The organism is Deltaproteobacteria bacterium, from assembly GCA_013151915.1.
Lineage (GTDB): Bacteria > BMS3Abin14 > BMS3Abin14 > BMS3Abin14 > BMS3Abin14 > BMS3ABIN14.
Window position 1 is genome coordinate 13,892 of sequence record JAADHJ010000032.1, and the last position, 13,004, is coordinate 26,895.

Annotated in this window: 15 protein-coding genes and 1 riboswitch; all 15 genes read right to left on the bottom strand. The window is 55.1% G+C overall.

The genetic code is table 11. The features are described 5' to 3' along the window. Positions 1–165: 165 nt before the first annotated feature. Positions 166–549, bottom strand: a complete 384-nt coding sequence (locus GXP52_06465; GenBank protein ID NOY86927.1) for a response regulator — start codon at positions 547–549, stop codon at positions 166–168. Then, on the bottom strand, positions 546–2,036 hold the full coding sequence (locus GXP52_06470; protein NOY86928.1) for a response regulator: 1,491 nt from the start codon (positions 2,034–2,036) through the stop codon (positions 546–548). The genes GXP52_06465 and GXP52_06470 overlap by 4 nt, the downstream gene beginning before the upstream one ends. Further along, complete coding sequence (locus GXP52_06475; GenBank protein ID NOY86929.1) at positions 2,036–3,475, bottom strand: diguanylate cyclase; 1,440 nt, start codon at positions 3,473–3,475, stop codon at positions 2,036–2,038. Before GXP52_06475 ends, GXP52_06470 begins: the two co-directional genes overlap by 1 nt. After that, positions 3,472–3,897, bottom strand: coding sequence for a VanZ family protein (locus GXP52_06480; protein ID NOY86930.1), 426 nt, complete (start codon positions 3,895–3,897; stop codon positions 3,472–3,474). The genes GXP52_06475 and GXP52_06480 overlap by 4 nt, the downstream gene beginning before the upstream one ends. A 94-nt stretch (positions 3,898–3,991) precedes the next feature. After that, positions 3,992–4,498, bottom strand: coding sequence for a bifunctional nuclease family protein (locus GXP52_06485; protein NOY86931.1), 507 nt, complete (start codon positions 4,496–4,498; stop codon positions 3,992–3,994). Beyond that, complete coding sequence (miaB, locus tag GXP52_06490; protein NOY86932.1) at positions 4,498–5,847, bottom strand: tRNA (N6-isopentenyl adenosine(37)-C2)-methylthiotransferase MiaB; 1,350 nt, start codon at positions 5,845–5,847, stop codon at positions 4,498–4,500. The genes GXP52_06485 and miaB overlap by 1 nt, the downstream gene beginning before the upstream one ends. Before the next feature lie 11 nt (positions 5,848–5,858). Further along, positions 5,859–6,323 (bottom strand): TIGR00725 family protein, encoded by a 465-nt coding sequence (locus tag GXP52_06495; protein ID NOY86933.1) that lies wholly within the window; start codon positions 6,321–6,323, stop codon positions 5,859–5,861. A 3-nt stretch (positions 6,324–6,326) separates the two neighbouring features. Then, complete coding sequence (locus tag GXP52_06500) at positions 6,327–6,416, bottom strand: AURKAIP1/COX24 domain-containing protein (protein ID NOY86934.1); 90 nt, start codon at positions 6,414–6,416, stop codon at positions 6,327–6,329. A 309-nt stretch (positions 6,417–6,725) separates the two neighbouring features. Continuing rightward, positions 6,726–7,559: a hydroxymethylpyrimidine/phosphomethylpyrimidine kinase gene (locus tag GXP52_06505; GenBank protein ID NOY86935.1), complete on the bottom strand. Its 834-nt coding sequence runs from the start codon at positions 7,557–7,559 to the stop codon at positions 6,726–6,728. Next, positions 7,537–8,547 carry a thiamine-phosphate kinase gene (gene thiL / locus GXP52_06510; GenBank protein NOY86936.1) on the bottom strand — a complete coding sequence of 337 codons (1,011 nt, stop codon included), beginning with the start codon at positions 8,545–8,547 and terminating at the stop codon, positions 7,537–7,539. Before thiL ends, GXP52_06505 begins: the two co-directional genes overlap by 23 nt. Beyond that, complete coding sequence (gene thiE / locus GXP52_06515; protein NOY86937.1) at positions 8,544–9,197, bottom strand: thiamine phosphate synthase; 654 nt, start codon at positions 9,195–9,197, stop codon at positions 8,544–8,546. The genes thiL and thiE overlap by 4 nt, the downstream gene beginning before the upstream one ends. A gap of 19 nt (positions 9,198–9,216) precedes the next feature. After that, positions 9,217–10,026, bottom strand: coding sequence for a hydroxyethylthiazole kinase (gene thiM, locus GXP52_06520; protein ID NOY86938.1), 810 nt, complete (start codon positions 10,024–10,026; stop codon positions 9,217–9,219). A gap of 60 nt (positions 10,027–10,086) precedes the next feature. Next, positions 10,087–10,185: riboswitch (TPP riboswitch) on the bottom strand. A gap of 195 nt (positions 10,186–10,380) precedes the next feature. Next, complete coding sequence (hypE, locus tag GXP52_06525; protein NOY86939.1) at positions 10,381–11,400, bottom strand: hydrogenase expression/formation protein HypE; 1,020 nt, start codon at positions 11,398–11,400, stop codon at positions 10,381–10,383. 122 nt (positions 11,401–11,522) lie between these two features. Further along, on the bottom strand, positions 11,523–12,632 hold the full coding sequence (hypD, locus tag GXP52_06530) for a hydrogenase formation protein HypD (protein NOY86940.1): 1,110 nt from the start codon (positions 12,630–12,632) through the stop codon (positions 11,523–11,525). Between the two features lie 149 nt (positions 12,633–12,781). Then, positions 12,782–13,003, bottom strand: coding sequence for a HypC/HybG/HupF family hydrogenase formation chaperone (locus tag GXP52_06535; protein ID NOY86941.1), 222 nt, complete (start codon positions 13,001–13,003; stop codon positions 12,782–12,784). Position 13,004 lies beyond the last annotated feature (1 nt).

Genomic DNA, 13,004 nt, shown 5'->3' on the forward strand with positions numbered 1-13,004 from the left:
CATGGCTTTTTACTCCACGGAAAGCGAAAAGTGTCATCTTCACTTTCCTTAGCTCATTTACCACGACGTGACCGATCGAAGATCACACCACATTAAAACCCCGTGGAGCAGCCTGCGAGCGGCTGTACTGTGGTGAAACAACGTGTCCTATCGCGGCGCGAGCCCCTATCTACCCAGAAGTTTCTCAACTGCGTCAAGGAGTTGTCTCTGAGTGAAGGGTTTGGAAAGGAACGCATCGGCTCCACAGCGCTCCGCGTTATCCCGGTTTCCCTGATCGTCATAAAATGCACTGACCATGAGGATGGGAGTTTTCCTGCCCTCCCTTTCCTTACTCCGAATGAGGATAGCCACATTGAACCCATCCCCTTTGGGCATGGAGATATCGCTGATAACAAGATCAGGCTCAACCTCCAGAAACCTGTCTATCGCCTTCTCTCCATCTTCGGCAATATGCACACGATAGCCTTGCTTTTCCAGGACGATTCTAAGGATCTCCTGGATACCCGGGTCATCGTCAACGACGAGTATGTTGGTTTGTCCACCGTTCATGTAGGTCTGGTCTCCTGCTTGTTCGCCTCCTTTGACAGGAGGGCGAAAAGTGAGTGGAATACCTCGGATGCTGAAACCCGGTCCTCTCCGTCCACCTCGATCTGCCAATGAACAAGAGGATGCTGGAGGGATTTGGAAACAAATTCACCCACAAGGGTCAGGTCCTTCCCGTCACTTTCATCTCCGTGAGTGAGAAGGATGGACCCGATGGAGCCCTCGGAGAAAGGCTTCCAAAGCGGCTGAGAAACATCCCCGGAGGGCAGAACGAACAGTTGGAGGCGTGTTTTGTCACTTATCTCCAACGACCCCAACGAGCCGAAGGACGCGTTGAGTATCTCCTGGTTGGAGAAATTATCCCTGGAAAGTTGGAACTCGTCAAGGTTTCCCGCATCGGCAAGGAAAACTTTGATGAGATCGGGTGATGAAGCGAAAAGAAGGATTTTGCCCCATCCCGGGCCCATGGACGCCCCCTCTCCCAGGCTCAGGATCTTACGGATAAGAAGGGCCTGTTCGGCTGTCACCAGCGGCGTCTCATCACGGATGACCGATCGACGTTCCTGTATGGGAGTCAGGATCCCTTTCTGTATGAGCCCCAATATTGATTTGCAGATTTCGTAGTCGGTGTAGGAGGACTTTTCGATAATGTCGGCAACGGAGCTGTAGAATTCAAGAAGGAGGAGAACCTCCTCGGTTACCGGTCTCAGGTCCCTTGGCATATCATCCTGGTTTTTGTTCAATTTCAGAACCGCCGAACCTGGGGGCATCTGGTCCTGAATGGAATCCCACTCATCCAGCTGGCGCATCCCCTCCATGAGGAGGGCGTCAATCGAGCGGGCGATGTTTCTTGATACGGTGAACTCAATCGGTTGATAATGAAAGGCCCCATCGTCCCATTGCAGAATTCTGTAAAGGGCTTTTTCTCCCTTTGTTTCTCCGAGGACCGTACTGACCACATCCCCTTTTTTCAGGTAAACCTTTCCCTCAGATCCATCGTGGGTCAGCGTCACCACTCCTGTCCGTCTGTTCAGGGAAAAGATCTGAAGAAGGTCAACGAGGGATACCTCCCGAAGGCTTCCCTCGATACCTGAACCGATCTCCCTCATGGAATCCCTGCGGTCCCCGGTCTTTTCAAATGCCTGGGTGATCTTGGCGCTGATATCCGCCCAACGGAAGGGCTTTACAAGAAAAGGGTCCGGTCCTATGGAAGCCAGCGTTGAGTCCTTTTCATTGCCGTTGTCCACAAGGAAGATTATTGGAATATGGAATGTGGTGGGGTTATTTCTAAGAAAAGCGCGAAGGCGTTCACCGCTGAAAATGGGGAGGTGGTAGTTGGTGATGAGAAGGTCGGGTTTGCCGACAACGGCCTCCTCCAGGGCGCCGGTGCCGTCTGAGGCTGTTTTAACCACGAACCGGGCTTCTGTAAGACGTCTGCCCAACTTTTTCAACAATGTAGGATCGGCGTCAACGAGGAGAATCTTCTGGGTCATTATATCTGGTCCTGGAGGGAATACTCTTCCTTGAGCTTAAAAACCAGCCTCTCGATGAGTTTATCGTGAGATGAATGAACGCTCTGCCATGTATCCTCTTTTTTCTGTACGGCCACGAGCCCGTAGGCGTTCAGATCAGTAAGGTACAGGATGAACTGAAAGGCCGATGCCAATTCAGGAGAAAGGGGGATTGTGTTGATGTTCAGGTTTCTCAATGTCTGGACGCCGGACATATCCCCGAAAACGCTGATCCGGGTGGCTGCTTTTGCTATGGCGACGTTCCTTTGCAAAAGCGCTTCGGTGATATAAATGTTGTCGGTACCAATGAACAGCAGTCCCCGTCTCCCTGGGTGCAGTACGATATCGTTCGTGATGGTCTCCTGCAGAAGATATGTAAATCCTGTATGGAACTCGGTGAACTTGGTGTCCCGAATATGGGCCAGTTCCCGCTTTCCCGCGGGCCCCGTAAAATCCTCGACCAGGTTCCAGAAGGGCCTGTTTTTCCACTGAATTACGTTGAAGGGATCTCTGCGATTTTCTTCGGTCCGTTCGAGGGCGGTCATCAGGAGTGAATCAACATCCGACCCATCTTCCGGGAAGCACGCGAATCCGAAGTGAGGTTCAAGGGCGTACCGTGCAAAACGTTCACCAAGGAAATCAAGCTTTTCAAAACCTTTCCTTATCCTTTCGATGGCGAACCGGCACCCGAGACTGTCACCGTCGGGCAAGGCCATCAGGAAGCGGAAATTTCCGACATGGGAAACCACATCGTAGTCCCTGACAATGCCTCTCAGGGTTTCCGATATGTCCCGGAGCATGACCTGGACCAGCCGGTATGACCGCTTTTTCTTGAAAGCTTCCACCCCATCGAAGTCGAGGCTGATCAGGCCGAGCCTGCGATGATATCTTTTGTTGATGGTGAGTTGGCGGGCCAGAAAATCCAGGATGAACGGTTCATTATAACTTTCCGAGTCCAGATCCATCAGGGGAGTGCGCCGGATCCTGTCCAGGGTCAGGGCACTGTTAAGAAAGGGAGCAAACTCCTGGACTGTTTCGCGGGCGGCATGAAGAATCTCCTCCTCAAGGGCCCTTTCCTTTGAAGAACCCTTCAGTTGGAGATGAACCACTCCCGTGAGGAGGTCATGATGGAGGATAGGCAGAAAAACGCTGTCAAGAATGATTTTTCCATTTCGCCGTTCGAAGAACGGTGAACCGCTTGAAACCTGGCCGTGTCTTTGCAAAACATCCGCTACATCGATTCGCCTTGGTGTTTGAGACGCCTCCCCTTTTGAGAGCACTTTACGAAAGGCTCTCTCCTGATCGTGGACCCACACGGTACCGGAGACACCGTCGAGCTTGTCCATGAGGTTCGAAACAAGACGGTCGGACATCCTGGCCAGATCCAGTATGTCCTCGGCCTTTCGAACAATCTGCGTCACCGATTCCCCTTTTCAACGGACGATATATTATCCTTTTCGTCCGTATTGAGGTCTGAACCACCGGTTCGGCGAAGATAGATCACCAAGGCAACCGATCCGGCCAGGGCTCCAAGGGCATCCACCGTGATATCCATAGTATCAAAGACACGGTTAGGTATGGCGAACTGGTGCAACTCATCGAGAAAACCGTAACCTAAACAGGCTACTACGGAGTACAGAATGGTGTCAATCGTTCCGGTAGTCACGCCTGTTTGCCTGAAGGCCTTGGCGAGAAGGAACGCAAGGATAGCGAACTCCGTAAAGTGAGCGACGATGTTGGCGATTTCAGGGTGGCTCGGATAGTCGTTGCCCGGGATGGAAGACAGGGTGAATATGATACCCGCAACCAATGCGGCCGGCCCCCAGATACGCACCAGTCCCATGAATTTGCCCGTGTTCGCGGATGCAGGTGATTTTGTGATAACACCGCCCCCCTTCCGGAATCACATCCTGCTTGATGGACTTTTTACGGGTCCATCACATCTTGTATTTACTGAAATCTTTTGGATCTAATTTTTTCAACAATTCCGTCCAGCCATCATCCCCCACATCCTGTTTTTCGTCAATGGATGAGAGTTCGATGGCGGATTGGGCGAATAACTCCTCATTGACACGAATAGGACACCCCATGCGTACAGCCAGGGCGATGGCGTCGGAAGGCCTGGAATCCACAGTAAATTCTCTCTCCCCCCGTTTCAGATAAATTGCGGCATAGAAAATATTGTCCTTAAGATCCGTGACGGCCACGCTGTCCACGCTGACTTCGGCGACTTCGAGAAGCGACTTGGCAAGATCATGGGTCATGGGACGCGGTGGCTCAATGTTACCCAGGTTCATGGCGATTGCGTTAGCCTCGAAGATACCTATCCAGATGGGCATTACCTTTTTCCCTTCCTGGTCCTTCAGAAGAATGACGGGGCTGCTGTTGTTGGAATCCATGGTCAGGCCATGGACCGTAACCTCGATAAAGTCTCTTTCCTTCATCACAATACCTTCCCCTCGAGGTGTATGCCGTGGGACCGGAATATCCTGACCTCTGCCAGGTTTCCGACCAGGGTTTCAGAACCCTGAAAGTGAACGATGTAGTTGTTCCGGGTTCTTCCCTCAAGGCTTGCGTGTTCCCGCCGGCCATTACCCTCAACGAGCACCTCGACAACTTTCCCGACCATGGAACCGTGCTTCTGAGATGTGATGATGTTCTGAACCCCCTGGAGCTCCGGAAGCCATGGTCGTTTTTCCTCCTGTGGGACGTGATCCTCCATTTCGGCTGCCGCCGTGCCGGGACGGGGGGAAAACCTGAAAGAGAATACATTCTGGTAACGGACCTCTTCCAGCAATGAAATGGTCTGCAGAAAATCCTCTCTCTCTTCCCCCGGGAAGCCGACGATGATGTCCGTAGTGATCTCCACACCCGGGACCAGTTCCCTCAGGACGGAAACCTTGTCCAGATACTCGGCCGTGGTGTAGCGCCGCAGCATGGCTTTCAGAACCTTGTCCGAACCGGCCTGGACGGGAAGATGGAGATGCTCGCAGACGCTCGGGAGACCCGCAATGGCCTGGGCCGTTTCTTTTGAAAAGTCTTTCGGGTGTGAGGTGACGAAACGGAGCCTTTCCAGGGAATCAAAGGAGTCCAGTTTTTCCAGGAGCTCCAGAAAACCGGACCCGGTTTCAGGATCCTGGTAGGAGTTGACGTTCTGCCCGAGCAGGGTTATCTCCCTGACCCCGCTGTCCACCAGATGCCGCGCCTCATCGATGATCCCGGACATACCACGGCTGATTTCGCGGCCACGGACCATGGGTACAATACAGTAGGCACAAAAATTATCGCACCCCTTCATAATGGTCAGAAGTGCGGTAGGCCCCTGGGTCCGGACGACCTTGGGGGCCGCAGCGGCGGTGACTTTGAACCTGTCTTCCCCAACGTGGCAGACCCTTCGCCCCGTGGATATCCGCTCATCTATGATCCGGGTCAGTTCGTGGATATTGTGGGTACCGAAAACAAGGTCAACCAGAGGCGATCGCCGGAGTATCCGTTCACCCTCCTGCTGCGCTACGCAGCCCCCTACCCCGATGAGGAGGTCGGGATTGTTTTCCTTCAGCGAACGAAGCCGTCCAAGAAGGCTGTAGACCTTCTGCTCAGCCTTGTCGCGAATGGAACAGGTATTCAGGACAATGAGATCGGCATCCTCCTTTGAAGCAGTCGGAAGGTAACGGTCCTGGAGAAAGGCCAGGATCTTCTCCGAATCGTAAACATTCATCTGGCATCCGAAGGTTCGAATATAAACCCGGCCCGGCGTTTTTATGGTGTCAGGAAGCTGATGGGAAGTGGGCATGACTGGCAGCCTTACTCCGCGGACGTACAACCGGCAAGTGAGAGTGCGAGACGAACGGCTTCCTCCGGCCCAGCCGCGCGTTTCGTCCCTTTGATTTTCCACCCCCCAAGATCAATTACCGGTTTTTCCAACTTAAGGGCAATGGCGATCTCGGAGAGGGTTCCTGACCCCCCGCCGAGTGCGATCAGGACATCTGACGTTTTGACAACCAGGACGTTCCGCGCTATCCCCATCCCTGTCGGTATGGGGATAGTCACATAGGGGTTCGCATCCGCCCTGTCGTCACCGGGCAGAATGCCGACGGCCCTCCCCCCGGGCAAGGAAGCACCGCGGCAGGCCGCCTCCATAACGCCCGAAAGCCCTCCGCAGACCAGTATGGCCTGAGATTCCGCGATCAACCGCCCCACCTGGAAGGCTGTTTCGTCATCCCTTTTGGATTGATTACCCGATCCGATGACCCCGATGAGCTTATTCAACTTCTACTTCCTCTTGTGACGGCTCTTCGCAAGAAGTTTCTTATGTTTGTGCCTTCTGATTTTTTTCCGACGCTTCTTAATGACGCTTCCCAATAGCTGACCCTCCTCTCCACGGATTTATTATAATAAATAAGGATGTTTGCTTATCAAGTTTGATGACTTCGCAAAAAGTCATCAATGCGCCCACTGAGGGGCGCCCAAATCAATGACTTGTCCCGCAGGTCATCGATTTGCGGGACAAGTGTTGTTGATTTGTGAGGAAAGTGAAAATGACACTTTTCGCTTTCCGTTGAGTAAAAAGCCATTCATGGACTTTTTACGACCCTACCAAGTTTGACCAGCAAATACGGAGCGAAAGTAGAGTGTTGCAAGATATTATAGGGTGTTTAAAAAGGCAAGGCGTTAATCCGAACGATCCCCGGGGAACAAAAGCCTCTGCCTGCCTACCATCGTGGAACTTTCGATGAGGCCGGCAACCATGTCGATTGATGTGTGGACCGCCTTTTCAAGCGGAAACCCAACTGCCGCATGAGCGGCAAAGGCGGAGGAAAGGGCGCACCCGGTACCCCTGGGAACAGGGCCTTTGACCCTGGGATGTTGGAAGGCAACAGTATCCCCGGAGGGGAGGTACAGCGTGTCCGTACAAGCTTCCCCTGTCCCCTCTCCCCCTGTAACCAGGACTGCTCCAACCCCCAGCGCCAGGAGAAAGGCGGCGGCATCCTCCTCATTGTCCGTTATTATTCCCCGTCGCTCCGCAAGGGCAAGCGCTTCCTCCCGGTTAGGGGTCGCCAGTGAACACATGGGAAGGAGCTTGTGGAGGAGGACATCCAGCCCGTCGTCATCTATCAGCGGCGAACCGGAAGTGGACCGGACAACAGGGTCGACAACGATGGGCACTTTGGATCGTGCGATGGGTTCCAGCGATTCCGCGACAGCAAAGGCGGTTGCAGCGTCGGCGAGCATACCGATCTTTACGCCGGCTATCCCCGGGGCGTCGGTGAAGGCGGTGCGGATTGTCAGGCGGATAAGGGCGGGAGGTAAAGGCCTTACATCCACCACTCCATCGTCACCTTGGATGGTCACGGCCGTGAGGGCACAACGTACGGCAAAATGCAGGCTTTCAATGACCCTGACATCGAGGGCCATTCCGGCAGCGCCGCTGCTGTCCATGGCTGAAACGATCAGGATGGGGGCCCCTTTACGCCCGGCGTGGTCATTCGTCCCGGAAATGGTCATATCCCCCCTCGTCGGGCAAAGTGTAGCGCTTTGCCCCCCTTAAAAGTTCGATACCCTCCCCCTTTACGATCTCCCCGACCCTGCACACCCCTGTTATCCCTTCATCCGTCACCAGCTTCTCCAGGCTTTTTGCATTATCTCTGGAGATAGTGAAGATCAGGCTGTAGTCCTCCCCGCCGGTCAGGGGCCAATAGAAGGGGTCAACACCGCTCCAACGAGCGGCCTCAGCCATCTGCGGGCTGATGGGGAGCAGTTCCATCTCGATTTTCGCACCGACCCGAGAGGATTCGCAGATGTGGCCGAGGTCCTGAAGGAAGCCGTCGCTTATGTCTATGGCACAGGAGGACAGACCGGAGGCGGACAGTGCCCTTCCCAAGGCCGTCTGCGGCTGGGGATGATTGTGAGAATGGATGAGAAACTCAGCCGTCGACCCATTCATAATTACCGATTTGTCCAGGATCAGGGCAAGGCCCGCCGCAGAATCACCCAGCGGACCTGAGAGGAAAACAGTGTCTCCCGGCCTCGCTGCGTCCCTTCTAAGCGCTTTCCCGGCGGGAACCTGACCGATAGCCGTCACGGAGATGATCCATCCTGGAGGGGACGAAACGGTATCCCCCCCTGAAATCTGCATGTCCGGTCCGGCGGCATCCAGAAGCCCTGAGTAAAAAAGATCCACATCCTCGACCTTGGTCCCCGGCGGCAAGCCGATGGACACAAAAGCCTGGATGGGGGCGGCGCCCATGGCGGCCAGGTCGCTGATATTGACGGCCAGGGCTTTGAAGCCGAGATCACGTGGAGGCGTGTGTTCGCGCTGAAAGTGTACGCCCTCCACAAGCATATCGGTCGTGGTGACGATCTGGTGCCCAGGTGACGGTTGAAGAAGAGACGCGTCATCTCCCACACCCAGCACAACCGGCTCTCGAGCTCTCCCGACACGCCCTGCGATCATCTCTATAAGGCCGAACTCACCCAACTCGGAGATTTTCATTGAACCCTTCCCTCTGCAGCCGCCGAAAGGAGGACACCGCAACGCCTCTCTATGTCCTCATGGTGGACGACATAGGAAACAACGGCTACCCCGGACGCCCCCGCCCGGATGATATCTCCCGCGTTGGAAGCGTCGATGCCGCCTATGGCGACCAGGGGCAGGTCCGTGGCCGCCGCCAGTGTCCTCAACCCTTCGAGACCGAGAGGAGAGGTTCCCAGATCAGTCTTCGTTGCCGTAGGGAAGACGCCGTTGGCGGCAAGATAATCAGCTCCCTCGTCACGGGCCCTGAGGGCCTCATCCCGGGTCGTAACCGAGACACCGATGATAAAGTCCTCGCCGGCTATTTTTCTTGCGTCGCGGGGATTCAGATCATCCTGCCCCAGGTGAACCCCGTCCGCTCCGCATGCCAGGGCAACATCAAGGCGATCATTGATGATAAGGGGCACGCCGCCTGACCGGCAGATCCGGGCCAATTCCCTGCCCTTCCTTACCATCTCTCCCCCGGGGGCGCCCTTGTCACGGTACTGTATGACGGTGGCCCCGCCCGCGACGGCCCGCCGAACGACCTCCTGGTCGGTGCGTCCCAGGGAAAGGCCCCGATCGGTCACGACGTACAGGGTCAGGTCGAGTGCCCGTGTTTTAGACTTCATCGACTCTGATTGATGGACCTTATGCAGGTCCCTCAATCCTGAGCCGCGATCCCAGGCCCTGTGAAGGGGCGTTGTAGAGCGCGTCGAGCAGCGCGACCTGGAACCCCCCCGGACCGGAGGAGTTTTCCGCCGCCACCTCGCCGCATGCGCCGAAAACGGAAAGTCCAAGGGAACAGGACTCAACCGGGGGAAGGCCCGAAGTACTGTAAACCGCCACCGCGGTAGATGACGAGCATCCGGTTCCCGTCACGTTTGACATCATGGGATGCCCGTTATGGACCTTGAAAGTCCGTTTGCCGTCGGTCACCCAGTCCACCTCCCCTGTAACGCAGACCACCGATCCGGTTTTTATGGCAAGCTCCCTGAACAGGTCAATGGGCGCTGCACCGGTCTCAAGGGAATCGACACCCTGGATTCTGGCCGTTCCTCCCGCCAGTGTCGCCACCTCCGCCTGGTTGCCGCGGATGATGCTTGGACCAACTTCATTGAGGATACGCATGGAAACATCCGTTCGAAGCCTGGTGGCCCCTGCGCCTACCGGATCGAGGATAATGGGGATGCCCTTTTCCCGGGCCTTTTTTCCCACCTTGACCATTGCCTCTACCCAGTGAGGCGACAGCGTCCCGATGTTCAGGACCAGGGCCGATGCGAAGTTGACCAGTTCCTCGACCTCACGGGCATCATGGGCCATTACCGGGGAAGCGCCCATGGACAGCGTGACGTTGGCTGTGACGTTCATGACGACGTAGTTGGTGATGTGGTGAACCATGGGGCGATTTGTCCTTATGTCCCGGTCCGTTTCCTCCCATATTTTATCCCATTTTTTCATATGCCGATTCCTCCCGCAGCAAAAAAAAACCCCCGGACGCCTCTCCAGGGGCTTGATTAATCAGGGCCCGGCAGATCTTCTTACGCTGGAATGATCCAGATCAAGTTCGAAGGGTGTTGTCTCAGGCCTCGATATGTCCGACCTCCCCCGACCTGCCCCTGTGAAAAGCAGTTTAAAGTTAAAAACAAAAAGTTTCAAGTTTGATGACTTTATAAAAAGTCATCAACGCGCCCGTTTTTTCCCTCTGGACACTGGACTCTGGACTGATTTACCCCGTTGAACATTGAACGTTGAACGTTATTATTTGGACCTTGGACGTTGGACGTTCTTTATTGGACGTTCTCCCGCCGATTTTCAGCATATCCTCGGAAGCATTTCCCCCGAGAGCCTGTCGACCAGCCTATGGCCTCCAAGCGGGGTATTCATGACAACTGTACGGGGGTGGTCCCGTACGACTTCTCCTATGATCGCCGCCTCACCCCCAAGAGGATCGGAACGAATCACCCGGAGCGCATTATCCGCGGCTTCCGGGGCGACAATGGCCACCAGTTTGCCCTCATTGGCAAGGTATAAAGGGTCGTATCCCAACAGTTCACAGGCTCCCTTCACCCCTTCCCGCACAGGGATGGCCTCTTCGTTGATTCGAATGCCGACATTCGATTGCACTGATATCTCGTTCAGTACGGTTGCCAACCCTCCCCTTGTGGGATCCCGGAGAACGTGGACCTGGTCGCCAAGCGCCCTGACGAGGGCGGAGACCATACTGTTGAGCGAGGCGCTGTCGCTCGAAACGACCGTTGAAAACCGAATCCCCTCCCTCGATGACGCTACAGCTATCCCATGGTCCCCGATGGTCCCCGAGAGAAGGATCACGTCACCCGGTTTCGCCTCCTGCCCGCCAATGACGCAACCTGCGGGAATAATTCCGATTCCCGTGGTGTTGATAAAGATCCTGTCGGCCGACCCCCTGGGGACGACCTTGGTATCGGCGGTGACGATCCGGACTCCAGCCGTTCCGGCCGCAGCGGACATGGAACCTGCGATTATTTCCAGATCTTCCAGGAGTAAACCCTCCTCGAGGATGAACCCAGTGCTAATGGCAATCGGGATTGCCCCCGACATGGCCACGTCGTTGACGGTACCGTGTACGGCAAGGCTCCCGATATCGCCGCCGGGAAAGAAGATCGGGTCTATGGTATAGGTGTCGGTACTCATGGCGATGCGGCCTCCCGGCACCTCGAAAACGGCATAATCATTGAGCATCAACAGCGCCGGATCGTCGAAATATTTCAGAAAAATCCGTTCCGTCAGGGCCTGACTCATCTTGCCGCCGGCCCCGTGGGCCAGCAGTACCCGATCGGTCTTCAAATTCATTCCTCCAACGTGAGAGTCCAGGGGGGTTAAAGAAGGTTCAACGTTCAATGTTCAACGTGGAAAAGCCAGACGTCAGCTTTCTCTGGACACTGGACTTTGGACTCTGGACTTTAATATCCGGTTCAACCCCCACCGGAATACTTGAACCAGGCGGCACAGGATCCCTCCGAGGACACCATGCACGATCCAATAGGCATGTCCGGGGTGCAGCCCAAACCAAACAGGGGACATTCCGGAGGTGAGGTTACACCGCGCAGAACCTCCCCGCAGGCGCATTCCGGAGGGTCGGACCCGGTGGGAACAGCGGCAAGGCCGAACCGTTCAACGGCGTCAAAGGCCATGAAGGCATCGTTGAAACCCAGGCCGGAAGAGGGTATGACCCCCAACCCCCTCCACGGGGCATCGCACGGCTGAAAAACCTCGAGGAGAAGGGACATGGCATTCTGATTTCCATCCTCGGAAACCGCCCGTGAATAGGCGTTGCCAACCTCATGTTTATCATTAAGTAATTGATCTAAAATCATTGATATTCCTAATAAAATATCCAGTGGTTCGAAACCGGCAACAACACACGGCTTTTGATATTTCGAACTGAATGGGCGGTAGGCAGCCGCTCCTAACATGATGCTGACATGGCCCGGACACAGGAAACCGTCAATGGCGACATCCCCGCCGTCGAGAAGGGCTTCAAGGGCTGGGGGAAGAAGCTTGAAAGCGGGATAGACGGAAAAATTGGCAAGCCCGGCGGTTTTCGCCCTCTTTACAACCGCGGCAACGGTGGGCGAGGTGGTCTCGAACCCCACGCCCAGGAAAACAATCTCCTTTTCCGGGTTCTCCTCGGCCCAAAGGAGTGAATCGAGAGGCGATGTGGTCACCCGGACGTCCGCGCCCGAGGCCATTTCCCTCTCCAGGCTGGTCACGGTGCCGGGAACCCGGATCATGTCCCCGAAGGTGGCTATGATGTGGCTATCCCGTTCCTCCCCACAGGCAAGGGAGATCATCCGGTCCATATCCTCCATGGCTGTGACACACACGGGACACCCCGGTCCGGAAATCATTGTGACGTTCGGCGGAAGAACGCTCTTGATGCCTGATCTGAAGATGGAAACCGTGTGGCTTCCGCAGATCTCCATGATCTTGACCGACCGTGAAAGCCGCGATGCGGATGATCGGATCCTACCTATCAGCGCCTTCGCTATTGAAGGATCCCTGAACTCGTCAAGATACTTCATCGTCAATGAGCTGCCTTTGATAGGGTCGTAAAAAATCCATTCGTGGTTTTTTACTCCGCGGAAAGCGAAAAATGTCATTTTCACTTTCCTTGCAAATCTTCGATTTGAGCACCCTTAAGAGGGCGCGATGATGACTTTTTATAAAGTCATTACAAAGTCATCATGTATTCCTCAAAAAGTTTGATGGTTTCCATGGCCTCCTCCTCATCGAGGCGGTTGATGGCGAACCCGGCATGGACCAGGACATAGTCCCCTACCTCCACCTCGGGCAGCAGGTCCAGGGACGCCGCTTTCGTAGTCCCGCCATAATCCACAATGGCCATGTTGATGTCGTCAATTGAGATTATCTTCCCGGGTACCGCGATGCACATT

Bases quoted from the DNA above. Each gene is read 5' to 3' on its own strand.
- GXP52_06480 (NOY86930.1), bottom strand. From the start codon at position 3,897: ATGGGACTGGTGCGTATCTGGGGGCCGGCCGCATTGGTTGCGGGTATC.
- thiL (NOY86936.1), bottom strand. From the start codon at position 8,547: ATGAAAATCTCCGAGTTGGGTGAGTTCGGCCTTATAGAGATGATCGCA.
- thiE (NOY86937.1), bottom strand. From the start codon at position 9,197: ATGAAGTCTAAAACACGGGCACTCGACCTGACCCTGTACGTCGTGACC.
- GXP52_06470 (NOY86928.1), bottom strand. From the start codon at position 2,036: ATGACCCAGAAGATTCTCCTCGTTGACGCCGATCCTACATTGTTGAAA.
- hypD (NOY86940.1), bottom strand. From the start codon at position 12,632: ATGAAGTATCTTGACGAGTTCAGGGATCCTTCAATAGCGAAGGCGCTG.
- miaB (NOY86932.1), bottom strand. From the start codon at position 5,847: ATGCCCACTTCCCATCAGCTTCCTGACACCATAAAAACGCCGGGCCGG.
- GXP52_06505 (NOY86935.1), bottom strand. From the start codon at position 7,559: ATGACCATTTCCGGGACGAATGACCACGCCGGGCGTAAAGGGGCCCCC.
- GXP52_06535 (NOY86941.1), bottom strand. From the start codon at position 13,003: ATGTGCATCGCGGTACCCGGGAAGATAATCTCAATTGACGACATCAAC.
- thiM (NOY86938.1), bottom strand. From the start codon at position 10,026: ATGAAAAAATGGGATAAAATATGGGAGGAAACGGACCGGGACATAAGG.
- GXP52_06465 (NOY86927.1), bottom strand. From the start codon at position 549: ATGAACGGTGGACAAACCAACATACTCGTCGTTGACGATGACCCGGGT.
- hypE (NOY86939.1), bottom strand. From the start codon at position 11,400: ATGAATTTGAAGACCGATCGGGTACTGCTGGCCCACGGGGCCGGCGGC.
- GXP52_06485 (NOY86931.1), bottom strand. From the start codon at position 4,498: ATGAAGGAAAGAGACTTTATCGAGGTTACGGTCCATGGCCTGACCATG.